At 72.1% G+C, this 26,218-nt stretch carries 25 protein-coding genes; 11 read left to right on the top strand and 14 right to left on the bottom strand.

Annotated elements, in window-relative coordinates:
* The first annotated feature begins 163 nt into the window (after nt 1-163).
* Nucleotides 164-664, top strand: a complete 501-nt coding sequence (locus FVS66_RS04430; protein WP_149179659.1) for a YbaK/EbsC family protein — start codon at nt 164-166, stop codon at nt 662-664.
* Entirely contained in the window at nt 661-1,512 is an 852-nt protein-coding gene (locus FVS66_RS04425) for a DMT family transporter (RefSeq protein ID WP_149179658.1), read from the top strand. The genes FVS66_RS04430 and FVS66_RS04425 overlap by 4 nt, the downstream gene beginning before the upstream one ends.
* A gap of 31 nt (nt 1,513-1,543) precedes the next feature.
* On the opposite strand, the gene FVS66_RS04420 is transcribed toward FVS66_RS04425, so the two are convergent.
* The gene (locus FVS66_RS04420; RefSeq protein ID WP_149179657.1) at nt 1,544-2,200 is read right to left on the bottom strand and encodes a class I SAM-dependent methyltransferase; all 657 of its coding nucleotides are present in this window, start codon (nt 2,198-2,200) and stop codon (nt 1,544-1,546) included.
* Between the two features lie 592 nt (nt 2,201-2,792).
* Here FVS66_RS04420 and FVS66_RS04410 point away from each other — a divergent pair.
* Complete coding sequence (locus tag FVS66_RS04410; protein ID WP_149179655.1) at nt 2,793-3,539, top strand: DUF6879 family protein; 747 nt, start codon at nt 2,793-2,795, stop codon at nt 3,537-3,539.
* 27 nt (nt 3,540-3,566) lie between these two features.
* Nucleotides 3,567-4,418 (top strand): helix-turn-helix transcriptional regulator, encoded by an 852-nt coding sequence (locus tag FVS66_RS04405; protein ID WP_149179654.1) that lies wholly within the window; start codon nt 3,567-3,569, stop codon nt 4,416-4,418.
* A 135-nt stretch (nt 4,419-4,553) separates the two neighbouring features.
* Here the strand turns inward: FVS66_RS04405 and FVS66_RS04400 are convergent, their stop codons facing one another.
* Entirely contained in the window at nt 4,554-4,751 is a 198-nt protein-coding gene (locus FVS66_RS04400) for a hypothetical protein (RefSeq protein ID WP_149179653.1), read from the bottom strand.
* Nucleotides 4,741-5,139: an ATP-binding protein gene (locus tag FVS66_RS04395; RefSeq protein ID WP_149179652.1), complete on the bottom strand. Its 399-nt coding sequence runs from the start codon at nt 5,137-5,139 to the stop codon at nt 4,741-4,743. Before FVS66_RS04395 ends, FVS66_RS04400 begins: the two co-directional genes overlap by 11 nt.
* Before the next feature lie 463 nt (nt 5,140-5,602).
* Between FVS66_RS04395 and FVS66_RS04390 the strand changes: the two genes are divergently transcribed.
* Both FVS66_RS04390 and FVS66_RS04385 read left to right on the top strand, forming a co-directional pair.
* A complete protein-coding gene (locus FVS66_RS04390; RefSeq protein WP_149179651.1) occupies nt 5,603-6,490 on the top strand; it encodes a helix-turn-helix transcriptional regulator in 888 nt (295 codons plus the stop codon).
* Nucleotides 6,480-6,686: a DUF397 domain-containing protein gene (locus tag FVS66_RS04385; protein ID WP_149179650.1), complete on the top strand. Its 207-nt coding sequence runs from the start codon at nt 6,480-6,482 to the stop codon at nt 6,684-6,686. Before FVS66_RS04390 ends, FVS66_RS04385 begins: the two co-directional genes overlap by 11 nt.
* A 62-nt stretch (nt 6,687-6,748) precedes the next feature.
* Here the strand turns inward: FVS66_RS04385 and FVS66_RS04380 are convergent, their stop codons facing one another.
* The 4 genes from FVS66_RS04380 to FVS66_RS04365 all read right to left on the bottom strand — a co-directional run bounded on the left by FVS66_RS04380 (nt 6,749) and on the right by FVS66_RS04365 (nt 10,720).
* Nucleotides 6,749-7,912, bottom strand: coding sequence for a serine hydrolase domain-containing protein (locus tag FVS66_RS04380; protein WP_149179649.1), 1,164 nt, complete (start codon nt 7,910-7,912; stop codon nt 6,749-6,751).
* A gap of 48 nt (nt 7,913-7,960) precedes the next feature.
* Complete coding sequence (locus tag FVS66_RS04375) at nt 7,961-8,728, bottom strand: ABC transporter ATP-binding protein (RefSeq protein WP_262386806.1); 768 nt, start codon at nt 8,726-8,728, stop codon at nt 7,961-7,963.
* 92 nt (nt 8,729-8,820) lie between these two features.
* Nucleotides 8,821-9,582 carry a cobalt ECF transporter T component CbiQ gene (gene cbiQ, locus FVS66_RS04370; RefSeq protein WP_149179647.1) on the bottom strand — a complete coding sequence of 254 codons (762 nt, stop codon included), beginning with the start codon at nt 9,580-9,582 and terminating at the stop codon, nt 8,821-8,823.
* Nucleotide 9,583: 1 nt separating this feature from the next.
* Nucleotides 9,584-10,720 carry an energy-coupling factor ABC transporter permease gene (locus FVS66_RS04365; RefSeq protein ID WP_149179646.1) on the bottom strand — a complete coding sequence of 379 codons (1,137 nt, stop codon included), beginning with the start codon at nt 10,718-10,720 and terminating at the stop codon, nt 9,584-9,586.
* 268 nt (nt 10,721-10,988) lie between these two features.
* Between FVS66_RS04365 and FVS66_RS04360 the strand changes: the two genes are divergently transcribed.
* Nucleotides 10,989-11,351: an SsgA family sporulation/cell division regulator gene (locus FVS66_RS04360; RefSeq protein ID WP_262386805.1), complete on the top strand. Its 363-nt coding sequence runs from the start codon at nt 10,989-10,991 to the stop codon at nt 11,349-11,351.
* 64 nt (nt 11,352-11,415) lie between these two features.
* Here the strand turns inward: FVS66_RS04360 and FVS66_RS04355 are convergent, their stop codons facing one another.
* Both FVS66_RS04355 and FVS66_RS04350 read right to left on the bottom strand, forming a co-directional pair.
* Nucleotides 11,416-13,698 (bottom strand): MMPL family transporter, encoded by a 2,283-nt coding sequence (locus tag FVS66_RS04355; protein ID WP_149179645.1) that lies wholly within the window; start codon nt 13,696-13,698, stop codon nt 11,416-11,418.
* A 214-nt stretch (nt 13,699-13,912) separates the two neighbouring features.
* Nucleotides 13,913-14,485, bottom strand: coding sequence for a TetR/AcrR family transcriptional regulator (locus FVS66_RS04350; protein WP_149179644.1), 573 nt, complete (start codon nt 14,483-14,485; stop codon nt 13,913-13,915).
* 238 nt (nt 14,486-14,723) lie between these two features.
* Between FVS66_RS04350 and FVS66_RS04345 the strand changes: the two genes are divergently transcribed.
* The gene (locus tag FVS66_RS04345) at nt 14,724-17,978 is read left to right on the top strand and encodes a S41 family peptidase (RefSeq protein WP_149179643.1); all 3,255 of its coding nucleotides are present in this window, start codon (nt 14,724-14,726) and stop codon (nt 17,976-17,978) included.
* Nucleotides 17,979-18,219: 241 nt separating this feature from the next.
* Here the strand turns inward: FVS66_RS04345 and FVS66_RS04340 are convergent, their stop codons facing one another.
* The 4 genes from FVS66_RS04340 to FVS66_RS04325 all read right to left on the bottom strand — a co-directional run bounded on the left by FVS66_RS04340 (nt 18,220) and on the right by FVS66_RS04325 (nt 21,973).
* Complete coding sequence (locus FVS66_RS04340) at nt 18,220-18,471, bottom strand: hypothetical protein (RefSeq protein WP_149179642.1); 252 nt, start codon at nt 18,469-18,471, stop codon at nt 18,220-18,222.
* Nucleotides 18,472-18,570: 99 nt separating this feature from the next.
* On the bottom strand, nt 18,571-19,461 hold the full coding sequence (locus FVS66_RS04335) for an SDR family oxidoreductase (RefSeq protein ID WP_149179641.1): 891 nt from the start codon (nt 19,459-19,461) through the stop codon (nt 18,571-18,573).
* On the bottom strand, nt 19,458-20,357 hold the full coding sequence (locus FVS66_RS04330) for an alpha/beta fold hydrolase (RefSeq protein WP_149179640.1): 900 nt from the start codon (nt 20,355-20,357) through the stop codon (nt 19,458-19,460). The genes FVS66_RS04335 and FVS66_RS04330 overlap by 4 nt, the downstream gene beginning before the upstream one ends.
* Nucleotides 20,354-21,973: an NAD(P)/FAD-dependent oxidoreductase gene (locus tag FVS66_RS04325; protein WP_149179639.1), complete on the bottom strand. Its 1,620-nt coding sequence runs from the start codon at nt 21,971-21,973 to the stop codon at nt 20,354-20,356. The genes FVS66_RS04330 and FVS66_RS04325 overlap by 4 nt, the downstream gene beginning before the upstream one ends.
* A gap of 155 nt (nt 21,974-22,128) precedes the next feature.
* On the opposite strand from FVS66_RS04325, the gene FVS66_RS04320 reads away from it, so the two are divergent.
* Entirely contained in the window at nt 22,129-22,758 is a 630-nt protein-coding gene (locus tag FVS66_RS04320; protein WP_149179660.1) for a MerR family transcriptional regulator, read from the top strand.
* Nucleotides 22,759-22,785: 27 nt separating this feature from the next.
* Here the strand turns inward: FVS66_RS04320 and FVS66_RS04315 are convergent, their stop codons facing one another.
* Complete coding sequence (locus tag FVS66_RS04315; RefSeq protein ID WP_149179638.1) at nt 22,786-23,241, bottom strand: Lrp/AsnC family transcriptional regulator; 456 nt, start codon at nt 23,239-23,241, stop codon at nt 22,786-22,788.
* Nucleotides 23,242-23,375: 134 nt separating this feature from the next.
* On the opposite strand from FVS66_RS04315, the gene FVS66_RS04310 reads away from it, so the two are divergent.
* Both FVS66_RS04310 and aspA read left to right on the top strand, forming a co-directional pair.
* Nucleotides 23,376-24,380, top strand: a complete 1,005-nt coding sequence (locus FVS66_RS04310) for an asparaginase (RefSeq protein WP_149179637.1) — start codon at nt 23,376-23,378, stop codon at nt 24,378-24,380.
* A gap of 215 nt (nt 24,381-24,595) precedes the next feature.
* Nucleotides 24,596-26,038, top strand: coding sequence for an aspartate ammonia-lyase (aspA, locus tag FVS66_RS04305; RefSeq protein WP_149179636.1), 1,443 nt, complete (start codon nt 24,596-24,598; stop codon nt 26,036-26,038).
* The last annotated feature ends 180 nt before the right edge of the window (nt 26,039-26,218 follow it).

Genomic DNA, 26,218 nt, shown 5'->3' with positions numbered 1-26,218 from the left:
CGTGGCGCGACCGGCTGCGCGCGCGGCGCGACCCGCTGCGCGCGTGGCGCGACCCGCTGCGCGCGTGGCGCGACGTGGCGGCCACGGAGGAGCGGCCGGACGTCTCGCGGCGGGCGGAAAGCGGGTCGCGTGCGCCGTACACCGGCCGCTACCGTGCGGCGGCATGGACGACAGCACCAACACATCCCTGCCCCTGGCCCACCCCCGCTTCGCCGAGGCCCTGCGCGCCCTCGGCCTCCAGGTGGAGGTCCGCCGCTACCCGGACGCCGTAAGGACGGCGGCGCAGGCGGCGGCCGCGGTCGGCTGCGCGCCGAGCGAGATCGTCAAGTCGCTGGTGTTCGCGGCGGACGGTGTCCCGGTCCTGGTGCTGATGGACGGCGCGTCGCGGGTGGACGTGACACGGGTCCGGGAGGAGCTGGGCGTCTCCGTGGTCGAGCGTGCGGACCCGGACGTGGTCCGCGAGACGACGGGCTACGCGATCGGCGGCGTACCGCCCTTCGGCCACCGCACGCGTACGACCGTCCTGGCCGACCGTGGCCTGCTCGACCACCCGGTGGTGTGGGCGGCGGCCGGCACCCCGCACACGGTGTTCCCGCTGGACCCGAAGACGCTCATCGCCCACGCGGGCGGCCGCCTCGTGGACGTACGCGAGCGCCCCGCGTGACACCGCTGGTCGCGGCGGCGGTCCTGCTGGCGGCGATCGGGCACGCGAGCTGGAACGCGCTGGCGCACCATCTGCGGGACCAGTTGGTCTCCTTCACCCTGATCTCGGGCGGAGGAGCGCTGCTGGGCGCCGCGCTGGCCTGCTTCGCGACCCTTCCGGCGGCGGCCGCCTGGCCGTGGCTCCTCCTCTCGGCGGCGGTGCACCTGGCGTACATGGCGCTGTTGATGCGCTCCTTCGCTCTGGGGGACTTCGGGCAGGTGTACCCGATCGCGCGGGGGACGGCGCCGCTGGTGGTGACGGCCCTGGCGGCGGTCTTCGTGCACGAGGTCCCGGACGGCCGGCAGCTGGCGGGCGTCGCGGTGGCCAGCGCGGGCCTGGTGGGCCTGGCCCTGTGGGGCGTACGCCGCGCGGGCCGCCGCCCGGAGTGGGGCGCGCTGCTTGCGGCCGGGGCCACGGGCCTGGCGATCGCCGTGTACTCGGTGGTGGACGGCGTCGGCGTACGCGCGTCGGGCACCCCGCTGGGCTACATCGCGTGGCTGATGCTCCTCCAGGGCGTGGCGATCCCGGCGTACACCCTGTACCGCCGCCGCGGCGCCCTGGCGGCCCAACTCCGCCCCCACCTCCGCCTCGGCCTCCTGGGCGCGGCCCTCTCCATCACCGCGTACGCCCTGGTCCTCTGGGCCCAGACCCGAGCGCCCCTGGCCCCGATCGCGGCGCTGCGCGAGTCGTCCATCATCGTGGGCGCGGCGATCGGCGCGGTCTTCTTCAAGGAACGCTTCGGTACGCCGCGCATCGCGGCGGCTGGCCTGATGGTCCTGGGCATCGGCTTGATGCTGCACGTGGTGTGAGAGCTACCCGCCGGGCCGGCTGTACCGGAGATCACCTACGCCCGAGAAGCACATACCGCTCGTCGTGGACCGGCCCGCCCCACAACGCGGCATCGTCACTGAGCGGCTCGACGCGCACCTCACGGAGGAGCGGCGCCACAACACGCAGAAGCTCATCAGCCGGAACACCCCCGCCCCAGGGCAACGCCTCACCCCCGGGGACGTACGGCTCGCCGCTCCCGCCAGTCTCGCCCCACCGCCCCTCAACCATCACAAGCCGCCCGCCGTCCCGCAGCCGCCCGACCCACTCCCTCAGCGCGCCCAGGGGCTCGCGCACCGTCCACACGACATGCCGCACGAGCACCACGTCAAAGGTCTCCTCACCCATAGGCGGCCGAGCGGCATCCCCCAGCAGAAACCGCCCCTGAAGCCCGGCCTCCGCGAACTTCCCCCGAGCCCGCTCCACCATCCCCGGCGCCAAGTCGACCCCCGTCACCCGGTGCCCGTCCTGAGCGAGCAGCAACGCGAGCGACCCGGTACCGCAACCGACGTCAAGAACGTCACCCGCCCCCGCGGGCACCCACTCTCGCAACCGCCGCCGCCAAGCCTCGCGGGTGACAGCGCCCCGCAGTCCATGGTCAGGCTCGTCGTCGAACGATGCGGAAGCGGAGTCCCAGTAAGAGGCGATGGCAGCACCCAGTCGAGTCATCCAGACATTCTCGCGGCGACCACTGACAACGTCAGAAGCGCGCCGGATCAGGGCGCAGCACGTCGGCAACGTGGACACTCACAGGGCGGCCACGCGCTCGTAGCGAGCGGGGCCAAGCGGTCGGTGCTGTAGACGGTGCGGCGTGCCTCCCAGGTACGACCTCCGTCACGGGACACCCGCAAGGTCAGCAAAGCTGTGGCTTCCTGCGCGATCTGAGGTCTCACGTCCTGAACCCCGTATGCGGGTGGTTCCGGATCCTGACGTTGCAGTCCGTCACCAGGGACAGGTCGCCGCTGAGGCGCGCCCTGCCCCGTTGTCCACCGAGGGCGACGCAGGTCTCGCAGTCACGCACGGGCGTCGGCTCAACGGCAGGGAGGAGGAGATGTACGGGGTCATCCATCGCGGTGTCGCTTCCCATGAACAGGACGCTACGAAGGCGTACTTGGAGCCCACCATGCGATGTTCTCGATTGTTCTACCCCACCCGCCCACTGTTCCCGGATGGTCTTGCGTGGCCTTCCAGGCGTTGTTCCGCCAGGCGCTCTGGATCGTGAATGCTGAACGCGTCGATCTACCAGCGAAGGGGCCTGACCATGGCACGACGTCTGCGTTTCAACGGCACCGGTTCGGGCGGTGGTGGCTGCCCGGCCATCCATGAGGACCTGGACAGCGGCGAGGTCATCGTGCATGGTCCGCCGCTCACCGACCCGCAGGACCTCGCCCGGCTCCAGCACCTGGGCGAAGGCGAGGTGCCGATCGTCGTTCCGCGCGAACTGCTCGTCGACTTCGGCCCCAAGACGGGCGACCGTACGCGGCGACTCATCGACCTGGAGGAGTTCGGCAAGCTGTTCGAGAGCTTCGAGCACACCGCCTGGCGACTGGAGACGCGCCGCCGGTTCGCCTCGGACGAGGCGACCGATACGTACGCCCAGTTCATCGCGGGGCAGCCCGTCCAGTGGGACTACAACGACCGGTGGTGTACCAACGTGCGGGCCCACACGGCACAGGGCAAGCGGTTCGAGCGGGTGCGGATCGTCGACAACCCGCCCACGCCGGGGCAGCTCTACCTGCTCGACAACGCCAAGCGGAACTGCGCCGTCGGCGAGGACATCCGCAATCTGTGGCGCGAGGAGGCCGACCGCCTGCGCCTCCCGGCCGAGGACTTCTGGCTGTTCGACTCCCGGTACGTCGCGCTCCTCGACTTCGACGATGACGACAACCTGCTCAACGCGGAGCTGATCACGGAACCTGTGGCGGTCAACCGGTACGCCCAGGTCCGTGACGCGGCCTGGCACTACGCGGTCAAGTACGAGGAGTTCGCCGCCCGCCTGGGCACGTGAGGCCCGTCACGAAGTAGCGTGGGACCGGTGAGCACCGACTTCCAGAAGGCACGGATCGCCCTCGGCGCCCGCCTGCGCGAACTCCGCGTGTCAGGGCCCCGCGGCCGGCTCACCGGTCCCCAGCTCGCGCAGCGGCTCGGCTGGCCCCACTCCAAGATCTACAAGCTGGAGAACGGACGTCAGACCGCCACCGCCACCGACCTCCAGGCATGGGCGGAGGCCACGGAGCAGCCCGGTGCGGCGAAGGAACTACAGGCCCGCCTCAAGGGCCTGGAGTCCCACACCCGGTCATGGCGCCGACAGCTCGCCTCCGGGCACAGGCCCGTCCAGGACAACATCACCGCCGAGCACGACCGCACCAAGACACTCCGCATCTGGGAGAACTGCCTGATCGCGGGCATGCTGCAGACCGCCGAGTACGCCCGCGCCGTGTTCGACCGGCACGCCGAGCTCATACAGTCCCCACGCGACACCGAGGACGCGGTACGCGCCCGAGTCCAGCGCCAGGAAGGTCTGTACGCGCCCGGGAGGCGGTACGAGATCCTGATGTGGGAGGGCGCTCTGCGCGCCCGTGTGTGCCCGCCCTCGGTCCTCGCCGCTCAGTACGACCGGCTCCTGAGCGTCATCGGGCTCGACACCGTCGAGCTCGGCGTCATCCCCTTCACAGCGCCTCTGAAGATCCACCCGGCCAACGGGTTCTGGATCTACGACGAGCGCCTTGTCGTGGTCGAGGACTGGCACGCCGAGCTGTGGCTCGACGACACGGACAACATCGCCACATATCTGCGGGTCTGGCGGACCCTGAAGGAGTCCGCCGTCTTCGGCTGCGAAGCACGGCAGGTGATCCACCAAGCGCGCCTGGCCTTGGACGGCCGGTGAGCTTCCCTTCCTCGTACCGGTCCAGCGGTACGAGGAGGCAACGATGTGGGCAGCATCAGAACGCCGGGCTGCGCCCGTTCCAGCAGGCACTTGTTCCGCCGTCGACGCGCTGAAAGGCCGGCTGCGCGAGCCCGGTTACTCGCGCCGTACCCGTACAGGGAGTGTGGCCGGGCACCACCAGGTGCCGCCTGTCGTGAAGACGAGGACGACCGCGACGACGCCCACGCGGTCCCGGACAGGGCGGGCTGCCCGTACCTCACGCCATACCCCGCGCACCCGGACCTGGTCGCCCGGCTTCACTCGCAGGGCGAGCAGTCGGGCGTCAGTGCGCATCGGGGCCGGCCTCCTCCAGCTCGGCCCACACGGACTTTCCGCCCTCGGCCCGGCCGGTCACACCCCACCGCGTGGCCAGCGCGGCCACCAGGGGCAGACCCCAGCCGCCCTCCTCCCGCGCCGTCGGCCGGGGCCGTCGCTCGGAGGCGTCGTGGACCTCGATCCGCAGCCCGCACGGCATCCGGGCGAACCGGGTCTCCACGGGCCGCCCCGCGACCCCCGCGTGCCGCACGGCGTTGGTCAGCAGCTCGGACAGCACCAGCAGCGCCGCATCCTCGACCGCCGCCAGTTTCCAACCGGCCAGCGCGGCCCGCAGTTCGCGCCTGGCCAGGCCCACGCTGCGGGGCCCGCAGATCCACCGCAGGACCACCACGCCGCCGCCGTCCATCAGCGCACCCCCGCATACGGACGCACGAGGCGGCTGCCCTCGCCGCGAAGCAGTCCACAGCACGCGCAGTGGAACGACGGCGTCGGCATGGGCAACGGGGGACCGGTGACGCGCCGTCGGCGGCCCGACGGGGGCAGCAGCAGTCGCAACACCGGCTCGCAGATACGGACGATAAGGTTCACCACGTTGACGCTCCTCTGAAGCGTTGGCCACGCCCCCGGACCGGTGCAACGGTCGCGGGGGTCTCCTTCTCCATGCGGCTTCGTCGTGCCCGACGGCACGACATGCGACGACTCACCGCAATCGATCACATGCAATGCGTGACATGACTCACGCTAGAGCCCTGCCTCGATGTACCGCAAGTGGCTCGTTCACAAATTTGCGCCCCGACTGACGTGACATCACCGGCTGTCGCGTCCACGCGAAGGCGGCACACTGAGAGGCGCGTTGAAAGGAGAGGACATTGCCCGCAGGCGGAAGGCCCACCGTCCGCAGCCGCAGGCTGGGGGCCGCCCTGAAGCGTTACCGTGAGGCCGTCGGTCTGGATCAAGCGGCTGCCGCCGCGGCCATCATGAAGTCCGTGACCAAGGTGAGCCGCCTGGAGGGCGGGCAGGTCTCGGCCTCCGCGCTGGAGGTGCGCACGCTCCTGGACCGCTACGGAGTCGAGGACACGGGCGAGCGAACGCGCCTGGAGAACCTGGCGCGGGTCAGCAACCAGCGCGGCTGGTGGCTCGACTACCAGGAGACCGTCAGGCCGGACTACGCCGACCACATCACCTTGGAGAGCGACTCCACTTACATCCGCTCCTGGGAACCTGCGCTGATCCCCGGGCTCCTGCAGACCCGGGAGTACGCGGAGTCCGTCATCACCTTCGGCCCCGCCTGCATCTCACCAGAGCGGGCGGACGACTTGGTGAAGGTCCGCATGGAGCGCCAGAAGCGGATCGAGGAGGGCGTCGTCGACTTCACCGCCGTCATCTGGGAGCCGGCCGTCACCGCGCTGATGGACGAGCCAACGATTCGCGAGGGCCAGCTCGAACACCTCCTTGATGCCGGGCAGCGCCAGAACGTGACCGTGCAGCTCCTCCCGGCAGCGGCGAGCAAGGCCGCGGGCATGTCGGGCGCGTTCGTCGCCTTCTCGTTCGGGATCGAACCGAACGTCGAAGCGGTCACCGTGCGGAACGTCGCCAACACCACGGTGGTGGAGCGTCCGGAGGACCTGGCTCTCTACGCGAAGGTCTTCGACCGGCTGCGCTCGGCCGCGCTGTCACCCGAGGAGAGCGCGCAGCGTCTTCGGCACATCCTCAAAGAGTCCGCGTCGAACAAGGAAGTGAGCAGCTGTGAAGTCTGAGGCCGTGACCCCGTTCCACAAGTCCTCGTTCTCCGACCAGCAGGGCGACTGTCTGGAAGTGGCGCTCACCGCTGATCACAGCCTCGCGATACGCGACAGCAAGAACCTCCGCATGCCCCTGCTCCACTTCTCCCCCGCTCCGTGGGGCGTCTTCCTCAGCAGCCTGAGAGCCGGGCGGCGCGGCGGCGCGGCCTGAGCGCATGCCCGCCCCGGGAGCCCCCGGAAGGGACCCGCCCGGAAGGGACCCCGCCGGGCCGGTTACCCGATCGCCTTCCGTGCAGCCCGTACCAGCGCCTGGGCCCTCGGGTCCGCCGTGACGCCCTTGCGCATGCCGTTGGTGACGTAGCCGAGGGCGATGCCCGACTCGGGGTCGGCGAAGGCGAGGGAGCCGCCGCGGCCGGGGTGGCCGAAGGAGCCGGGGGAAAGGAGCGGGGACGCGGGACCGTGGAGCATGTAACCGAGGCCGAAGCGGGTGTCCACCACCAGGACGCGGTCCGGGCCCGCAGACTCCTCCGTGCGGGCCAGGGCCAGCGTCGCCGGGGCGAACAGGCGGTGGCCGTCCACCGGGCCCAGCAGCGACGCGTAGAAGCGGGCGAGGGCGCGAGCCGTGGCTATGCCGCCGGAGCCGGGGAGCCCCGCCGCCCTGTACGAGGGTGCGTTCTCGTCCGGCTGCGGGGCTATCACCGCGAACGCGCGTCTCGTCAGCGACGCCTCGTCCGCGTACGCCTCCGCCACCGACCGCTTGGGCCGCAGCACCAGAGACCCGCCCGACGGCGCCTCCCTCTCCGCCGGCGCGCCTGTGCGGCCCACCCGGTGCGCCTCCTCCGCCGGCAGCCCCAGCCACAGGTCCAGGCCCAGCGGGCGGGCCATCTCCTCCGCGATCCAGCGGCCGATGGGCCGGCCGGTCACCCGCCGCACCAGACCCGCCAGCAGCCAGCTGTACGTGTGGGCGTGGTAGCCGTGGTCCGTGCCCGGCTCCCAGACGGGCGGCTGGGCCGCCACCGCCGCCGCGCCCGCCTCCAGGTCGAGGGCCGCCTCAAGCGAGAGGGGCGTGTCGAGCACCGGTACGCCCGCCCTGTGGGACAGCAGGTGGCGTACCAGCGTCCGCTCCTTGCCCGACGCCTTGAACTCCGGCCAGTACGTCCCCACCGGCGCGTCCAGGTCCAGCTGCCCCCGCTGGTGCAGCAGCAGCGGGACCGCCGCCGCCACACCCTTCGTCACCGAGCGGACCACCTGGGCCGTGTCCACCGCCCAGGGCGCGGAGCCGTCGACGTCCCGCGTGCCCGCCCACAGGTCGACGACCTTCCGGCCGTCCCGGTACACCGCTACCGCCGCGCCCCGCTCCCCGCGCTGGTCGAAGTTACGCGTGAACGCGTCCCTCACCGGCTCCCAGCCGGGGTCCGCCGTGCCCTGGACGTCCACTTCTCCACGCGCTTTCTCTCGGGGTCCGTCACCCCATGGTGCAACGGCTCAGTGCGCGCCCGGATTCCGGGTCGGCCTCGCGGCCGGGTCGAAGCCGAACGGCAGCTCCAGCCGGTGCTTGCGCATAAGCTCCTCGTCCCCGAGCAGCTCGCCCGTGGGGGCGTCCGCCGCGATCACGCCCTCGCTGAGGATCACCGAGCGCGGGCAGAGCTCCATCGCGTACGGCAGGTCGTGCGTGACCATCAGGACGGTGACGTTCAAGGAGCGCAGGATGTCGGCCAGTTCGCGGCGCGAGGCCGGGTCCAGGTTGGACGAGGGCTCGTCCAGGACGAGGATCTCCGGCTCCATCGCGAGGACCGTCGCCACCGCGACCCTGCGCCGCTGGCCGAAGGAGAGGTGGTGCGGGGGGCGGTCCGCGTACTCCTCCATGCCGACCTGCGCCAGGGCCCGCCGGACGACGGCCTCCAGCTCCTCGCCCCGTACGCCCGACGCCGCGGGGCCGAACGCCACGTCCTCCCGGACCGTCGGCATGAACAGCTGGTCGTCCGGGTCCTGGAAGACGATGCCGACCCGGCGGCGGATCCCCGCCAGGTTCGACGGTTCGACCGGCAGGCCCGCCACCGACACCGTGCCCGCGCCGGCTGTCAGGATGCCGTTCAGGTGCAGGACGAGCGTCGTCTTGCCCGCGCCGTTCGGTCCCAGCAGGGCCACCCGCTCGCCGCGCTCCACGGTCAGGTCGACCCCGAAGAGCGCCTGGTGGCCGTCCGGGTAGGCGTAGGCCAGGCCCCGCACCTCCAGGGACGGTACGAAGGACATCGACGGGCTCGGCGGGATCGACGGCGTCGGCGGGGTCGACGGGGTCGACGGGGTCGACGGGGTCGGAGAGGGTGGGGGCGGCGGGGGCGTTGTCATAGCGTCCATCCCAGCAGACAGACCAGCAGCGCCGACATCGGGAGTGCCACCGCCCGTGCCCACTGCGTGCCCGTCGCCGTCACCTCGTCGATCACCGGCATCGATCCCGTGTACCCACGGCTCACCATCGCCAGGTGGACGCGCTCGCCCCGCTCGTAGGAGCGGATGAAGAGGGCGCCCGCCGACTTGGCGAGAACTCCCCAGTGGCGTACGCCCTTCGCCTCGAAACCGCGCGAGCGGCGGGCGATGGACATACGGCGCATCTCGTCCGTGATCACATCGCCGTAGCGGATCATGAACGAGGCGATCTGGACCAGCAGCGGGGGCAGGCGGAGGCGCTGCAGGCCGAGCAGCAGCGCCCGCAGCTCCGTCGTCGCAGCCAGGAGCACCGAAGCGGCAACGCCCAGCGTGCCCTTGGCCAGGACGTTCCAGGCGTCCCAGAGGCCGGGGACGGAGACGCTCACGCCGAGCAGCGTCGTCTGTTCCCCCGGCACCACGAACGGCATCAGAAACGCGAAGGCCACGAACGGGATCTCGATCGCCAGCCGCTTCAGCAGGAAGAGCGCCGGCACGCGGGCCAGCCCCGCGACCGCCGCCAGCAGCAGCGCGTAGGCGCCGAACGCCCACATCGCCTCGCGCGGTGTGGAGACGACGACCACCACGAAGCAGAAGACCGCGACCAGCTTCGTGTGCGACGGCAGCGCGTGGACCGGCGAGTGCCCGTGCCGGAAGAGCTTGTGGGCGTGGCCCGCCCCCATGTCAGGCCGTCTCCTTCGCACGGGCCGCGTCCGACGCGTCCGACGCCGCACCGGCCTCCGCGGCCGACACGGCGGACGCGCACGACGCGCCCGACGCCCCCGAAGCGCCCGACGCACCCGGTGTACGGCGTCGGCGCACCGCCAAGAACACGCTCATCCCGAGCGCGAGCGTCGCGCCGACGCCGATCGTGCCCGCCAGCCCCCCGGACAGGCGGGCGTCCAGGATGTCCTTGACGCCGTAGTCGGCCAGTGGCGAGTCCGCCGCCGCGTGCTCCCGGGCCTGCTCGTCGATGCCGTAGTCGGCGGCGACCTTCTCCAGCCCGTCCGGGCTCGCGGAGGCGTAGAAGGAGACGAATCCTGCCAGGAGGAGGGAGGCGGCCAGCCCGGCCGCCCAGAGCTTTCCGGTGGCACGCCCGGCCGGCGCCGGAGCCTGAGCGGAAGCGGGTGCCGCGTCGACCAGTTCCCCGCCGACCCTCAGCTTCAGCGGCGCCGACAGCCCCCGTGCCCCGTACACCAGGTCCGGGCGTACGGCGATGACCGCGCCGACCGTCGCCGTGGTGATGAGCGCCTCGCCGACGCCGATCAGCAGGTGGACGCCGAGCATGGCGGTGAGGACCTTCGCCACGGGTACGTCGGTGGTGCCCCCGACCGCGTAGATCAGCGTGAACGCGGCCGCCGACGCCGGTACGGACACCAGCGACGCCACGAACGTGGCCACGGTCACCGAGCGGCGGGTGCGCGGCAGGATCTTCACCATGCCGCGGAAGAGCGCGTACGAGACGAGTACCGTGACGCCGCCCATGACGGTGATGTTGACGCCCAGCGCGGTGAGCCCGCCGTCCGCGAACAGCACACCCTGCATGAGCAGGACGACCGCGATACAGAGCATTCCGGTCCAGGGGCCGACCAGTATCGCGGCCAGCGCCCCGCCCAGCAGATGGCCGCTGGTGCCGGCCGCGACGGGGAAGTTCAGCATCTGCACGGCGAAGATGAACGCCGCCACGAGACCTGCCAGCGGCGCCGTCCGCTCGTCCAGCTCCCGGCGGGCGCCGCGCAGGCCAGCGGCGACGGCACCGGCGGCGACCAGACCGGCCGCCGCGGACACGGGCGCGTTGATGAATCCGTCGGGCACATGCATGGAGTGGGACCGCTTCCGGCGCTCGGCGATGACTGGCCGTTCGATGATGGCCGCTCCTGCAAAGAATGTGCAAGAGCGGCCCCGTCACATGAGGGGTCCGGCACGCTCCGGGGATGGGTGGGATATTAGGGGGTACACGAGCTCTCAGGTGACGGTGAGTGTGAGGAGCCCGATGATGCGCCCCGCCGACGGACACTCCTATGACGTGCGTTCGGATCAGCCCGGCCCGGACGACGCGGCGCACCCCGACGAAACGCCCGCCGACGCCGTGGACGCGGGCACCGAAGGCCCACCCCGCGTCGAGGTCCGCGCCAGAGGGCTGGTCGTGACCGACGGGCCGCTCTCCCGCCGCGTCCGGGTGGCACTCCGCTACGACCCCGGCTCCGAGCCCCCCGCCGTACGGTTCGTGTTTCCCGGCGGCAGCACGTGGACCTTCCCCCGCACCCTCCTGGAGACCGGCCTCGCCTCCCCCACACACGGCGGTGACATCGACGTCTGGCCGTGCGGGCGGGTGCAGACCGTCGTGGAGTTCCACTCGTCGGACGGCACGGAGGTCGTGCAGTTCGACTCGTCGGCGCTGCGGCGCTTCCTGCGGCGCACGTACGCCGCCACCACACCGGTCTCGCGCTGATACGCGCACGACGCGGCATGGTGGCGGCGGGTCCGGCGGCCGAACGGGCCGCTGGACGGTCGCGTCAGACCCGTACGAGCTCCCGCTCCGCCTCCGGGTCGTCGTCGGCGAGTTCCTTGCGCAGGCCCTCGCCCTCGACGTCGACATTCGGCAGCACCCGGTCCAGCCAGCGCGGCAGCCACCACGCCTTGTGGCCGAGCAGGGCGAGCACGGCCGGGACGATCGCCATCCGGACGATGAAGGCGTCGAAAAGAACGGCCGTGGCGAGACCGAAGCCGATCATCTTCACCATCTGCTCGCTGGAGCCGATGAAGCCCGCGAAGACCGCGATCATGATCACCGCGGCGGCGGTGACCACCCGGGCGCCGTGCCGGAAGCCGGTGACGATCGCCTCGCCGGGGCGCTCGCCGTGGACGTACGCCTCGCGCATACGGGTGACGAGGAAGACCTCGTAGTCCATCGCGAGGCCGAAGACCACGCCGACCATGAAGATCGGCATCATGCTCATGATCGGGCCGGTCTGCTCGACGCCGAAGAGCGAGCCGAGCCAGCCCCACTGGAAGACGGCGACGACCGCGCCGAGGGCGGCGACCACCGAGAGCAGGAAGCCGAGCGCGGCCTTGAGCGGCACCAGCACCGACCGGAAGACGACCATCAGCAGCAGGAAGGCGAGGCCGACGACGAGTGCCAGGTACGGCAGCAGCGCGTCGTTCATCTTCTGCGAGAAGTCGATGTTCATCGCGGTCTGACCGGTGACGAGGACGTTGTCGCCCGTCGTGTCGCGGATCTCGTGGACCAGGGACTCGGTCTCCGTCGAGGACGGGCGGTCCTTCGGTACGACGGTGACCATGGCCGCGTCGCCGGCCTTGTTGGGCGTGGGCGGGGTGACGGCGGCGACGCCGTCGAGGCCCTTGATCTGCTCGGCGGCCTTGTCCGCGGCCGCCTTGTCGCCGTCGACGACGACCATCAGCGGGCCGTTGAAGCCGGGCCCGAAGCCTTCGGACAGCAGGTCGTAGGCGCGGCGCTGGGTGGTGGAGGTGGGCTGGGCGCCGTCGTCGGGCAGGCCCATCTCCAGCGAGGCGGCCGGGACGGCGAGGGCGCCGAGGCCGAGGACGCCGACGAGCAGGACGACGACCGGGCGACGCAGGACGAGGCGGGCCCAGCGGGTGCCCGCGTTGGCCTTGGGCTCCTCCTCCTGCTCCCCCTTGGCCAGGTCGACGCCCGAGGCGGCGGGGGCGGCGGAGGCGGCAGATGCGGCGGAGGCGCCAGAGGTCCCGGACGTCGCTGACGTCCCGGATGCCGTGGTCGCCGCTTCCGCCATGGCCTTGCGGGCCTTGCGGCCCACGATGCGCTTGCCCGCGTAGCCGAGCAGCGCCGGTATGAGGGTGAGCGCGATGAGGACGGCGATGGCGACCGTGCCGGCCGCGGCGACGCCCATCTTCGTCAGCATCGGGATGTTGACGACGGCCAGGCCGACCAGGGCGATCACGACGGTGAGGCCCGCGAAGACGACCGCCGACCCGGCGGTGCCGACGGCGCGGCCCGCCGCCTCCTCGCGGTCGCGTCCCTCGGCGAGTTCGGCGCGGTAGCGGGAGACGATGAAGAGCGCGTAGTCGATACCGACGGCGAGGCCGATCATCGAGGCGAGGGTGCCGGTCGTGGTACCGAGGTCCAGGGCGCTCGCGAGAGCCGTGATGGACGAGACGCCGATGCCGACGCCGATGATCGCGGTGACCAGGGGCAGACCGGCCGCGATCAGCGAACCGAACGTGATGACGAGGACGATCCCGGCGACGATCACACCGATGATCTCGCCGGTGCCGGTCTCGGGCGCGGCCTGGAGGGCGTCGCCGCCGATCTCGACGGTGAGGCCCGCGTCGCGCGCCTCCTCGCCGGTCTCCTTGAGCGCCTCGCGGGTCTCGTCGGTCAGCTCCATGCCGTTGGCCTTGTACGAGACATGGATGTACGCGGTCGTGCCGTCCTGCGACACGGCCTGCGCGGCGTACGGGTCGGTGACGTTCGCGACCTGGTCGGAGCCGGACCTGAGCTCGGCGACGGCCTCGTCGACTCGGGTCTTGTTGGCCGGGTCGGTCATCTTCTGGCCGTCCGGGGCCTTGAAGACGACCCGGGCGTTCGCGCCGTCGGCACTGCCGCCGGGGAACCGCTCCTCAAGGAGGTCGAAGGCCCTCTGGGCCTCCGTACCCGGCATGGAGAAGGAGCCGGACGTCGCGGCGGGCGCGGTCGCCGCGCCCACTCCGGCGATCGTCAGCAACGCGATCCACAAGAGGATCACGACATGGCGTCGCCGGAAGGCGAACCTGCCTAGCTTGTAGAGAAACGTGGCCACTGGGGCGTACTCCCGGAGGTGAAGGTGGGACGACAGGGCATGGGGAGTGGCCCGACAGCGTGAGCGGTTCGCGTCAGACTGGTGCTTTCCGGCTTGATCTTCCGGCGGCCCGTCGGCTGGGGGCCGGAGAGCCGGTGGGCGCCGATCCGGTACGGGCGCGGGGAAACGCCCGGGCCGGTCGGGCCCTGGTGGTCCGCCCCAGGGGGCGGGCCCGTCAGACGCCGAGTGCGGGCAGCACCACGGCGTCCAGGTACTCGGTCAGGAACTCCTGGTCGACCGACCGGTCCTCGATGAGAGGCCGGGCGATGAAGGCGCCGATCATCATGTGCGGGACGAGGGACAGCGCCCGGTTGTCGGTCGCGACCTCGCCACGCCCCACGGCCCGGCGCAGCACCGCGTCGAGCCCGGTCATCTCGGGTTCGATCAGCAGCTCGCGCAGCGCCTGGAGGAGTTCGGGGTGGTCGTGGATGGCATGGGCGAGGCCCCGCATCATCGCGGAGTCCCGCTCCATCTGGCAGTCGTCGGAGAGCCGGACCATCTCGTGCAGATCGCCGCGGAGCGAACCGGTGTCGATCTCGGCGATCCGGACCGGCTTGTGGTTCCGCAGGGACTGGGCGACCAGCTCGGGCTTGCTCCCCCACTGGCGGTAGAGGGTGGCCTTGCTGGAGTGCGTGCGCGCGGCGATGGCGTCCATGGTGAGTCCGTCGTAGCCGACCTCACCGAGGAGGTCGATGACGGCCTCGTACAGCTCCGACTCGCGTTGCGGAGTGAGTCTGCTGCGTGCCATGGTGCGCCACTTCCGAACGAAACGGTTTCGTACACTTCCTACGGGAAGAGCGTACGACACCGAACTGCGAAACGAAACCGTTTCGTACGTGGTACGCGTCACGCGACCGTCGCACGGCAGCGGGCCGCCGCGGGCAGCCCCGGGGCGGGGTCGGGCGCCCCGGGCGGGGTCGGGGCGAACGTCTGAGCGAGGCCCCGGCCGAGTTGCCGCACCCCCGGAGCGCGGAAAGCATGGCTGTGTGAGCAGCGACGGCGCGTACCTCCGGTATCCCCACCTCCACAAGGACCTGCTGTGCTTCGCGGCCGAGGACGACCTGTGGATCGCCCCCCTCACCCCCGAGGGCGAGTCCCCCGGCCGCGCCTGGCGGCTCACCGTGGACCGGACGAGGATCGGCCATCCGCGTTTCTCGCCGGACGGGCGGCAGATCGCGTACACGAGCTGGCGCAGCCTCGACCCGGAGATCCATCTGGTCCCGGTGGACGGCGGCCCGGCGCGGCGGCTGAGCCACTGGGGGGCGCTCGACACCCGGGTGTGCGGCTGGGACCCGGACGGCAACATCCTGGCGGTGGCCTCGCACGGGCAGCCGTTCTCGCACTTCTCGTGGGCGTACAAGGTCTCCGTGGAGGGCGACCCCGGCCGCCGCCTCCCCTGGGGGCCGTGCGCCGACATCCAGGTCGCGGATGTCGAGGGCGAGCACCGCACCCTGCTCCTCACCGGCAGGCCCCCGCACGAGCCGGCCGCCTGGAAGCGGTACCGGGGCGGGGCGAGCGGGCGGCTGTGGCTGCACGGGAAGCGGCTGCTGCCGGACATCGGCGGGCACCTGGACTGCGCGATGTTCGTGGACGGCAGGATCGCGTTCCTCTCCGACCACGAGGGCGTCGGCAATCTGTACTCGTGCCTGCCCGACGGCTCCGACCTGCGTCGCCACACCGACCATGACGCGTTCTACGCCCGGCACGCCTCCTCCGACGGGCACCGGGTCGTCTACCAGTGCGCCGGCGACCTGTGGACCGTGGACGCCCTGACCCCGGACTCGCGGCCGCGGAAGCTGGAGGTACGGCTCGGCGGGCCGCGTCCGGGGCGGCGCAAATACCACATCCCGGCCGCCCAGCACATGCAGTCCGTGGCGGTCGACGAGACCGGCCGGGCAAGCGCCGTCTGCGTACGGGGCAGCCTGTACTGGCTCACGCACCGCGACGGGCCCGCCCGGTCGATCGCCGACACCCCGGGCGTACGGGTGCGGCTGCCGGAGATGCTCGGCAGCGGCGGGCGGGTCGCGTACGTGACGGACGCGGAGGGCGAGGACGCCGTCGAGGTCGCGTATCTGCCGCGCGCGAGCGGCGACCGGGAGCGGCGCCGGCTGGCGGCTGGGAAGCTGGGGCGGGTGCTGGAGATGGTCGCCGACCCGGACGGCGAGCGGCTCGCGATCGCCTCCCACGACGGGCGGCTCCTTCTCCTGGACGCGTCGGAGGAGTCCGAAGGAGAGGTGACGGAGCTGATCCGGTCCGTCAACGGCCCGGTCCGCGATCTCGCCTTCTCGCCCGACGGGGCGTGGCTCACCTGGTCGCACCCGTTCATCGGGCGGTCGCTGCGGAACATCAAGATGGCCCGGATCAAGGACCGGCTGGTCGTCGACGTGACGAAGGGCCGCTTCGAGGACGAGAGCCCGGTCTTCACACGGGACGGCCGCTATCTGGCGTTCCTGTCGTGGCGAGGCTTCGACCCGGTGTACGACGTGCACACCGGGGACCTGTCGTTCCCGCTGGGCTGCCGCCCCTATCTCGTACCGCTGTCGTCCACCACGCCGTCGCCGTTCGCGCTGTCGCCCGAGGGGCGCCCGGCGGCGGGAGGGCTCGACCCGGGCGACGAGGAGCGGGCGGGCGACGGGACCGTGCTGGTCGAGGTGGAGGGGCTGGAGAGCCGGGTGACGCAGTTCCCGGTGGCCGCGTCCAAGTACTCGTCGCTGCACCCGGTGGCCGGCGGCGGCCTGGTGTGGCTGCGCTGGCCCATCTCGGGCGCGCTCGGCGAGACGTTCGTGAACCCGTCGGACCCGTCCGAGCGGCCGACGCTGGAGCATTTCAACCTCACCAAGGCCCGCAAGACCGAACTGGTCGCCCACCTCGACTGGTACGGGGTGAGCGGCGACGGCACCCGGCTCGTCGTGGTCGACGAGGGCGAGCTGCGGGCCGTCCCGGCGACGGAGCCGGGCGACCCCGACACCACCGTGTACGTGGACGCACGCCGCATCCAGCACGAGGTGGACCCGGGCGCGGAGTGGCGGCAGGCCTACGCGGAGGCGGGCCGCATCACGCGCGCGTACTTCTGGGAACCGGGGATGAGCGGCATCGACTGGGACGCCGTCCTGGAGCAGTACCGGCCGCTCGTCGAACGGGTCGCGTCGCCCGACGAGTTCGCCGACCTGCTGCGCGAGGTCCTCGGCGAGCTGGGCACCTCGCACGCGTATGTCACGCCCGCGCGCCGCAACGAGGGCCCTCCGCACTACCAGCGGGCGATGGGACTGCTGGGTACCAACCTGGTCTGCCGGGACGGGAAGTGGGTCGTCAAGCGCATCCTGGCCGGCGACTCCTCGGACTCCAAGGCGCGGTCGCCGCTGGCCGGCACCGGCATTCGGGAGGGCGCGGTCCTCACCCACGTCGACGGGCGGCCGGTGGACCCGGTGACCGGCCCGTACCCCCTGCTCGCGGCGGCCGGCGGGACGACCGTCGAGCTGACCTTCGCCCCGGCGGAGGGCGAGCCGGGCCGGTCCCGGCGCATCGCGGTCGTGGCCCTGGTGGACGAGCGGTCGCTGCGGTACCAGGACTGGGTGGCCAAGCGCCGCGAGGTCGTACGGGAGTTGAGCGACGGCCGGTGCGGCTATCTGCACATCCCGGACATGGGGGGCTCGGGCTGGGCGCAGTTCAACCGCGACCTGCGCATGGAGATGTCGCGGCCCGCGCTGATCGTGGACGTACGGGGCAACGCGGGCGGCCACATCAGCGAGCTGGTCGTCGAGAAGCTGACGCGGAAGATCCTCGGCTGGGACCTCACCCGGAACGCGCAGCCCGTCTCGTACTCCTCCAACTCCCCGCGCGGCCCGGTCGTCGCGCTCGCCGACGAGGCCACCTCGTCGGACGGCGACATGATCACGGCGGTGTTCAAGCTCCAGGGCCTCGGCCCGGTCGTCGGCCAGCGCACCTGGGGCGGCGTCGTCGGCATGACCGGCCGCCACCGGCTGGGCGACGGCACGGTCATCACGGTGCCGATGAACGCGGCGTGGTTCGAGGCGTACGGGTGGGGCGTGGAGAACCACGGCGTGGAGCCGGACATCGAGGTCGAACGCACCCCGCTGGACTGGGCGGAGGGGCGTCACCGCCAGCTCGCCGACGCGGTGGAGGTCGCCTTGGACCTCCTGTCGAAGAACCCGGCTTCCCGGCCCCCCGACTACTCCGCCGTACCGAACCTCAGCAGGCCCCCGCTGCCGCCGCGCGGTTGAGGGGGCGTTCCCGCAGGTCCCGCTGTGGGCGAGTCGTCGGTGTGGGCACAGTCGCCGGGCAGTCGTCGTTCCTTCCGCGGGGCGGAACGGGCCCGCTGTGCCCGTTCCTTCCGCGGGGCGGAACGGACGGGCACAGCGGGACCGGCCACAGTGCCGCCCCCATTCGCCCGGCCCCGCCGGGGCCGCACACGCGTGTGCCCGGGCAGGCAGCCCTGCCCGGGCACACGGTGCGCAAGCCGCGTCAGGCGTCGTAGTCCTGGTTCAGACGGTCCTGCGCCTCACGCATCTCCTCGTCCGCCTGGCGCTCGCCCGGCCGTCGCCCACCCTGTCGGTTCGGGTTCTGCGGGGTCGGGCCCTGCGGGTTGTGCGGCGCCGGCTGCCTGCCCTTGCGCTGCGTGCGCTCCTGCGCCTCGTCCTTCGCCTGCCGGGCACGCTGCTTGCCCTGCTCCTGGAGCTGCTGCGCCTTGTCCTTGAACTGGTCCGATATGCCCATCCGGGATTCACTCCTACGTGGAAGTGGGGGGGGATCCGGGGCCTTCACCGGCCCCGGCACCGACCAGCCTGGCACGGCCCGACATACCGCGCATTTCGATCAGTCACGCTCCGCACGCGCCCGCTCGTCGGCCTCGCCACCCGCCCCGACCAGGCCCTTGGACACGCTCGCGAGCCGGGGCTCGAAACGGCGTACCTCGCGCTGCCCCACCGTGGCGATGAGGCCCGGCAGAGAGCCGCGGACCGACTGCATACCGCGCAGCCACCACTGCGCGTACACATGCGCCGAGCGCCGCTCGACGCCCGCGACGATCCGGTCGACGGCCGGGCCCAGCGGGTACGTGCGGTTCGCCGGCCACGGCAGTCGCTGCCGCAGCTCCCGCATCACGTCGTCCTGGTCGGCGCCGCGCACCATGTCGGTGTCCGTCCACGACAGATAGCCGATGCCGACCCGAACGCCCCGGTGCGCGACCTCCGCGCGCAGGCTGTGCGCGAACGCCTCGACACCGGACTTGGACGCGCAGTACGCGGTCATCATGGGGGCCGGGGTGATCGCCGCCAGGGACGCGATCTGGAGGAAGTAGCCGCGGCTCTCGGTCAGTACGGGCAGGAAGGCGCGGGCGGTGACCGCGCCGCCGATCAGATTGACCTCGATGACGCGCCGCCAGGCGGCCGGGTCGGAGTCGGCGAACGGACCGCCGGAGGCCACGCCCGCGTTGGCGACGACGATGTCGGCCTTGCCGAAGCGCTCCTTGACCTCACCCGCGACCCGGGCCATCGCCTCGTGGTCGGTGACGTCCGCGTGCCACCAGTCGCTCTCGGTGTGCAGTCGGCCCGAGACCCGCTTCAGCTCGTCCGGTTCGAGGCCGACCAGCGCCACCTTCGCGCCGCGCGCGGACAGCTTCCGGGCCAGCAGTTCGCCGACGCCGCGCGCACCGCCCGTGACGACGGCGACCTGCCCCTCCAGGCCGGCCCTGCGCCTCCTGCTCATACGGCCTCTTCCCTCTGGTCGGTACGGATGTACGTGCTGACGAGGTCGCGGAGCCGCGCCGTGACCGCCTCGGGCGCCTCGACCGGTGTCATATGGCCGATGCCGGGCAGCTCGTCGAGGCCGACGCACTGCGGCAGGGCGGACGCGAGGGCGCGGGCATGGACGGGCGGGGTGAGCCGGTCGGCGGTGCCGGCGACGACCGCGGTGGGCACCGCCAGTTCGCGTACGCCGGCTTCGAGGTCCAGCCCGGCGAGCACATGGGACCAGGCGACGCGGACGGCGCGCGGGCAGGCGTGCACGATCCGGGCGCACTCGGCGACCCGGTCGGCCGCCGAACCGGGGCCCATCGTGGCGTACTTGAGGATCGCCTTCGACACGGGCGTGACCGGGCCCAGCGGGGCGCGGGCGCCCAGGATGCCGCGGGTGAGCCGGGTACGTACGCGGCCCGGGCGCATCGGTACGACGAGGGACTCGGCGACCAGCCGCGACGCGCCCGTGCTGCACAGCAGGACCGCGGCGGCGTGGGCGCGCAGGGCAGGGCGGCCGGCGGCGGCCATCAGGGTCATGCCGCCCATGGAGTGCCCGGCGAGCACGGCCTTCTCGTCCGGCGCGAGGGCGGCGGCCAGCACCGCCTCCAGGTCGTCGGCCAGGGCGCGCGTCGAGTAGCCGGACGCCCCGGCGGCGGGCGCCGCGGTGCGGCCGTGACCGCGCTGGTCGTAGACGACGACCCGGTGGTCGGCGGAGAGGTCCCGCACCTGGGCGGCCCAGAAGCCGGTGGAGCAGGTCCAGCCGTGCGCGAGGACGACCGCCGGGGCGCCCTCGGGGCCGTACACCTCGACGTGCAGGGGTGAGCCGTCGGCGGAGACGGCGGTCAGGGCCCGGGGGGAGGGGCTCATGCCGTGGCCTCCTTCTCGCCGCGCGAGGCGGCGCGCTTCGGCTTCGCGGCCGCGGCGGCCTCCGCCGACTCGGCCGGTTCGGCGGCCTCGGCCGGTTCGGCGGCCTCGGCCGGTTCGGCAGGGGGCTTCTCCGGCGCCCGTACGATCTCGTACTCGCCGATGTCGACGGCCCGCGTGGCACGCCGGAACTCGGACGTCGTGCCCGGCCACAGCGTGGTGTTGCGGCCGCTGGCGTCGAGGTACCAGCTGTCGCAGCCGCCGGACTTCCACACCGTGCGCTCCATGCGGGCCTGCACGCGCCGGTTCCACGCGGCGACGGCGGACGGGCGCGGGGCGAGGGCGGCTCCGTCTCCCAGCAGGCGCAGCCGGCGGAGGAAGTCGGCCATGTAGTTCAGCTGGGACTCGATCATGAGGATCATGGAGGAGTTCCCGAGCCCGGTGTTGGGGCCGATGATCGTCATCCAGTTGGGGAAGCCGGCGGCGGTGGCGCCGCGCAGCGACTCCATGCCGTCCTTCCACGCCTCGGCGAGGGTGACGCCGCCGGCGCCGACGACGCGGTCGGCGATGGGCATGTCGGTGACATGGAAGCCCGTACCGAAGACGACCGCGTCGACCTCGGCCTCGGTGCCGTCGGCGGCGACGAGGGTACGGCCGCGCACTTCGGCGAGGCCCGAGGCGACGACGTCGACATTCGGCCGGGCGAGCGCCGGGTAGTAGTCGTTGGACAGCAGGATGCGCTTGCAGCCGATGCGGTACGACGGGGTGAGCTTGGCGCGCAGGGCGGGGTCCTTGACGGCCCGGTGCATGTTGGCCTTGGCGAGCGACTCGACCAGGCCGAGTTCGCCCGGCCGCTTGGTGAACGCGCCGACCTGGAGCTCGCGGATGCCCCACAGGAGACCGCGGCGGGCCTTCCCGGTGAACGGCAGCTGCCGGTGCAGCCATCGCTCGACGCCGGTGATACCGCGGTCCACGCGCGGCATGACCCAGGGCGGGGTTCGCTGGAAGAGGGTGAGGCGGCCGACCTCGGGCTGGACGGCGGGGACGATCTGGATGGCGGACGCGCCGGTGCCGACCATGGCGACCCGCCGGCCGGTGAGGTCGTAGTCGTGGTCCCAGCGCGCGGAGTGGAAGACCTTGCCGCCCTCCGCGCGGAAACCGTCGAGGCCCGGGATGTCGGGGATCTTGGGGTCGGAGAGCGGGCCGGTCGCGGAAACGACCACATCGGCGGTGAGGGTGCCCTGCGAGGTCTCGATCTCCCAGCGCAGCGCGTCCGTGTCCCAGCGCGCCGTCAGCACCTCGTGACGGAGCCGCAGATGGGGCCGGAGCCGGAAGACATCGGCGACATGCTCCAGATAGGCCCGGATGTGGGGCTGCCCGGAGAAGGTGCGGGGCCAGTCGGGGTTGGGCGCGAAGGAGAACGAGTACAGGTGCGACGGGACGTCGCAGGCGCAGCCCGGGTAGCTGTTGTCGCGCCAGGTGCCGCCGACGGAGTCCGCCCTCTCCAGGACGACGAAGTCGGTGATCCCCTCGCGGCGCAGCCGGACGGCGGCGCCGAGGCCGCCGAAGCCGGACCCGATCACCGCCACTCGTACGTGTTCGCGCGCGTGCTCGCTCATGCCGCCTCCCAAGACTCTGCCAGCAATCACTGGCACTGTCCGGGAGGGTAGAGCAGCTCCTTACTCGACGGTAGGGGTCTCGCAGGCAAAAGTTACCCCCGGTACGACATAGGGTTGGCGGCGTGGCGAACGAGGGCGAGGACCGTGAGTACCGCATGGAGGAGCTGGCCGAGGAGGCCGGCATCACCCCTCGTACGCTGCGCTTCTACCGCGAACGCGGCCTGATACCGCCACCCCGCCGCGAGGGCCGCATCGCCTGGTACGGCCCTCAGCACCTGGCCCGGCTGCGCACGATCGCCGCGCTGCTGGAGCGCGGCCACACCCTCAACGGCATCGCGGACCTGGCCTCCGCCTTCGAGAGCGGCCGGGACGTGGGCGAGGTGCTGGGCCTCGGCGAGCCGACGGAGGAGGAGCCGGTCCGGCTCACCCCGGAGCAGCTGGCCGACCACTTCGGCGACCAGGTCACCGCCGACAACTTCGCCGCCGCCCTGGACCTGGGCTACCTCGCGACGGACGGCCAGGACATCGTCCACGTCAGCCGCCGCCTCCTCGACGTCTCGGCGGCCCTCGTCAAGGAGGGCGTCCCCCTGTCGGCGGTACTGGCGGCCGCCCGGCGGGTCCGCACCCACACGGACGCCCTGGCGGAGCTCTTCACGGACCTGCTCCACACCCACACGCGCGACGAGGACGTCAGCCGGCTGCGCCCCCTGGCGAAGAGCGTCGTGGAGGCGGAACTGTCGATGGCCCTGGACCGCCGACTGCGGGACATCCGGGGCGGGAACTGACCCCTGCCGCTCGCGCGGGGCCCGGTGTCAGCCGCCCACGGGCAGGCCGCGCGGCTCCTTGATGCGCTTCATGACGATCTGGGAGTTGACCTCCGTGACGCCGGTCAGCGCGGTCAGCCTCTCGATCCACAGCCGCTCGTACGCCCGCAGGTCCGCCACCGCGATGCGGAGCAGACAGCCGGGGCTGCCGAAGAGCCGGTACGCCTCGATGACGTCCGGGATCTCCTGGAGCGCGGCCTCGAACGCCTCCACCACCTCGCGGTCGCGCTTCACCTCGATGGAGACCAGGACCTCGAAGGAGCGGTCCACCGCCTCCGGGTCGATCACCGCTCGGTAGCCCTGGATCACCCCGTCCTGCTCCAGCTGCCGCACGCGGCGCATACAGGGGGACGGCGTCAGGCCCACCCGCTGGGCCAGCTCCTGGTTGCTCAGCCGGCCGTCCTGCTGGAGCTCACGCAAGATGGCGCGATCGATATCGTCCATGACGCAATTATTCACCAGTCAGACTTGGGATGCAGGGGAGAAGTGGCGATCAAATTGCGCGACAAGTCTCCTATCATTGCGTTCGAACATTTCATGTCACGTCGCAGACCTGCGCGAGGAAAGGTCGGGACACCGTGGGACGGATCGTCGTCATCAGCACCGGCGGGACCATAGCCAGCCGCTGGCAGGGTTCCGGGTTCGCCGCAGACGCGCACGGACAGGAGGTCATGGCGACCGCCGCCGTGCCCGAGGGCGTCACGGTCGAGGTCGTCGACCTGTTCAGCGTGAACAGCCCTCGGCTGACCACCGCGCACCAGCTCACCCTCCTCCGCACCGTGCACGAGGTGCTCGCCGACCCGGGCGTCGACGGCGTCGTCGTCACGCACGGCACCGACACCCTGGAGGAGTCGGCTTTCCTCGTGGACCTGCACCACGACGACCCGCGCCCCGTCGTGTTCACCGGCGCCCAGCAGCCGCTGGACGCCGAGGACGGCGACGGGCCCCGCAACCTCCACGACGCGCTCCTCACCGCCTCCCGCGCCAGTGGGCTCGGCGTCCTGGTCGCCTTCGACGGCAAGGTCCACGCCGCGCGCGGCACCGTCAAGACCGAGACCCTCGACGCCGACGCGTTCCGCGACCCGTCCGGTGCCCGCATCGGCAACATCGGGTTCGGCAAGATCTCCGTACTGCGGCACCCGCGGCGGCCCGATCCTCTGCCCCTGCCCGGCATGCCGGACACCCCGCCGCGCGTCGACATGGTGATGCACCACGCCGACGGCGACCCGGTGCTCCTCAACGCCGCCGTCGAGGCCGGCGCGCAGGGCATCGTCCTTGTCGCCACCGGGGCGGGCAACGCCACACCCGAGATCGTCGCCGCCGTCGCCGCCGCCCGCGCGCGGGGTGTTCTCGTCGCGTTGACCACGCGGGTCCAGTCCGGGCCCGTCACCCAGATCTACACCCACGGCGGCGCAGTCGACCTTGTCGCGGCGGGGGCCGTGCCGACCGGGACGCTGCGGGCGGGGCAGGCGCGTATCGCCGTACTGACGGCGCTGCTCGCGGCGACGGAGTCCGAGGAGCGCACGCGGATTCTGCGGCACGCACTCGGCGAGGCCGTGACTGCCGAGCTCGTCGAGGCGTAGGCCACCGCCGACCGACCCGCCGCCCCGCCGTCCGGCCGCCCCGCCGTCCGGCCCCACAACACCCTGGGCATGCACGTCCGTTGTGCCCACCCTCCCCGAGCTCTCGGCTTCGATCGAGCAGGGGCCCCACCGCCCCGGCGGAACGCATGCCCGCGACGAACCGACACCCCTCCCTGCCCCGCCCCGCCCTGCCTACAGAAAGCCCTACCGCCGCCATGGCCGACACGCCCTCGCACCCCAGCCCCGCCCCTGCCCCCTCCCCCGCCTTCCGGGCCGAGCACGATCTGCTCGGTGACCGGGACATCCCCGCCGACGCCTACTACGGGGTCCACACCCTGCGGGCCGTGGAGAACTTCCCCATCACCGGGACGCCCATCTCGGCGTACCCCGAGCTGGTGGCCGCACTGGCCTGTGTCAAGCAGGCGGCCGCACTGGCCAATCGGGACCTCGGGCTGCTGGGTGCGGACAAGGCGGACGCGATCGTCGCCGCGTGCGAGGAGATCCGGGGCGGCAAGCTGCACGACGCGTTCGTCGTGGACGTCATCCAGGGCGGCGCGGGCACCTCGACCAACATGAACGCCAACGAGGTCGTCGCCAACCGTGCGCTGGAGCTCCTCGGCCACGCCAAGGGCGAGTACGGGCATCTGCACCCGCTGGAGGACGTCAACGCCGGGCAGAGCACCAACGACGTCTACCCGACAGCCGTCAAGATCGCCCTCGACTTCACCGCCCAGCGCCTCCTCGACGCCATGGAGGTGCTCCGCGACGCCTTCGCCGCCAAGGCCGAGGAGTTCGCGGACGTCCTCAAGATGGGGCGTACGCAGCTCCAGGACGCCGTACCCATGACGCTGGGGCAGGAGTTCGCCACGTACGCCGTCATGCTGGAGGAGGACCGCAAGCGGCTCGGCGAGGCGTGCGAGCTGATCCGGGAGATCAACCTCGGTGGCACGGCCATCGGTACCGGGCTCAACGCCCACCCCGAGTACGCGGCGCGCGCGTCCCGGCATCTGCGTCGGATCACCGGGCTGCCGCTGACCGTCGCCGACGACCTGGTCGAGGCCACCCAGGACGCGGGCGCGTTCGTGCAGCTGTCCGGGGTGCTCAAGCGGATCGCCGTCAAACTGTCCAAGACCTGCAACGACCTGCGCCTGCTCTCCTGCGGGCCGCGCGCCGGGTTCGGCGAGATCAACCTGCCGCCCGTCCAGGCCGGTTCGAGCATCATGCCCGGCAAGGTGAACCCGGTCGTCCCCGAGGTGGTCAACCAGATCGCGTTCGAGGTCATCGGCAACGACATGGCCGTCACCATGGCGGCCGAGGCGGGCCAGCTCCAGCTGAACGCCTTCGAGCCGGTCATCGCGCACAGCCTGCTCAAGAGCCTCACGCACCTGCGGGCCGGCTGCCTGACGCTCGCCGAGCGCTGCGTCACCGGCATCACCGCGAACCGCGAGCACCTCGCGCACCTCGTCGCCCATTCCATCGGCCTGGCCACAGCGCTCAACCCGCACATCGGCTACGAGCAGGCCACCGCCGTCGCCCAGGAGGCCCTGCGGACCGGCCGCAGCGTCCACGAACTCGTGCTGGAGAAGGGCCTCCTGACCGAGGACGAACTCGGTGGCATCCTCCACCCGGACAACCTCGCCCGACCGCACGCCCGCTGACACCCACCGACGCCCGCTGACACCCACCGACGCCGGCGGGCGCCGGCGGGCGCCCGCCGGCACGTGCCGGTGCCAGCCGACATTCGCCGACAATCACCGACAACATCACGCCGACCCGAGGGCCCCTCTCCGGAACTCTTGTTCCGGAAGGGGAAGTTGTGCAAAAGTGAGGCTCCTCAC

Origin of the sequence: Streptomyces sp. TRM49041 (assembly GCF_008271805.1) — a bacterium.
Lineage (GTDB): Bacteria > Actinomycetota > Actinomycetes > Streptomycetales > Streptomycetaceae > Streptomyces.
The sequence above is the reverse complement of the archived record's forward strand: the minus strand, read 5'-3'. Positions and strand labels throughout refer to the sequence as shown.

Bases quoted from the DNA above. Each gene is read 5' to 3' on its own strand.
- FVS66_RS04430 (WP_149179659.1), top strand. From the start codon at position 164: ATGGACGACAGCACCAACACATCCCTGCCCCTGGCCCACCCCCGCTTC.
- FVS66_RS04420 (WP_149179657.1), bottom strand. From the start codon at position 2,200: ATGACTCGACTGGGTGCTGCCATCGCCTCTTACTGGGACTCCGCTTCC.
- FVS66_RS04410 (WP_149179655.1), top strand. From the start codon at position 2,793: ATGGCACGACGTCTGCGTTTCAACGGCACCGGTTCGGGCGGTGGTGGC.
- FVS66_RS04400 (WP_149179653.1), bottom strand. From the start codon at position 4,751: ATGCGCACTGACGCCCGACTGCTCGCCCTGCGAGTGAAGCCGGGCGAC.
- FVS66_RS04395 (WP_149179652.1), bottom strand. From the start codon at position 5,139: ATGGACGGCGGCGGCGTGGTGGTCCTGCGGTGGATCTGCGGGCCCCGC.
- FVS66_RS04375 (WP_262386806.1), bottom strand. From the start codon at position 8,728: ATGTCCTTCGTACCGTCCCTGGAGGTGCGGGGCCTGGCCTACGCCTAC.
- cbiQ (WP_149179647.1), bottom strand. From the start codon at position 9,582: ATGGGGGCGGGCCACGCCCACAAGCTCTTCCGGCACGGGCACTCGCCG.
- FVS66_RS04365 (WP_149179646.1), bottom strand. From the start codon at position 10,720: ATGCATGTGCCCGACGGATTCATCAACGCGCCCGTGTCCGCGGCGGCC.
- FVS66_RS04350 (WP_149179644.1), bottom strand. From the start codon at position 14,485: ATGGCACGCAGCAGACTCACTCCGCAACGCGAGTCGGAGCTGTACGAG.
- FVS66_RS04340 (WP_149179642.1), bottom strand. From the start codon at position 18,471: ATGGGCATATCGGACCAGTTCAAGGACAAGGCGCAGCAGCTCCAGGAG.
- FVS66_RS04335 (WP_149179641.1), bottom strand. From the start codon at position 19,461: ATGAGCAGGAGGCGCAGGGCCGGCCTGGAGGGGCAGGTCGCCGTCGTC.
- FVS66_RS04330 (WP_149179640.1), bottom strand. From the start codon at position 20,357: ATGAGCCCCTCCCCCCGGGCCCTGACCGCCGTCTCCGCCGACGGCTCA.
- FVS66_RS04325 (WP_149179639.1), bottom strand. From the start codon at position 21,973: ATGAGCGAGCACGCGCGCGAACACGTACGAGTGGCGGTGATCGGGTCC.
- FVS66_RS04320 (WP_149179660.1), top strand. From the start codon at position 22,129: ATGGAGGAGCTGGCCGAGGAGGCCGGCATCACCCCTCGTACGCTGCGC.
- FVS66_RS04315 (WP_149179638.1), bottom strand. From the start codon at position 23,241: ATGGACGATATCGATCGCGCCATCTTGCGTGAGCTCCAGCAGGACGGC.
- aspA (WP_149179636.1), top strand. From the start codon at position 24,596: ATGGCCGACACGCCCTCGCACCCCAGCCCCGCCCCTGCCCCCTCCCCC.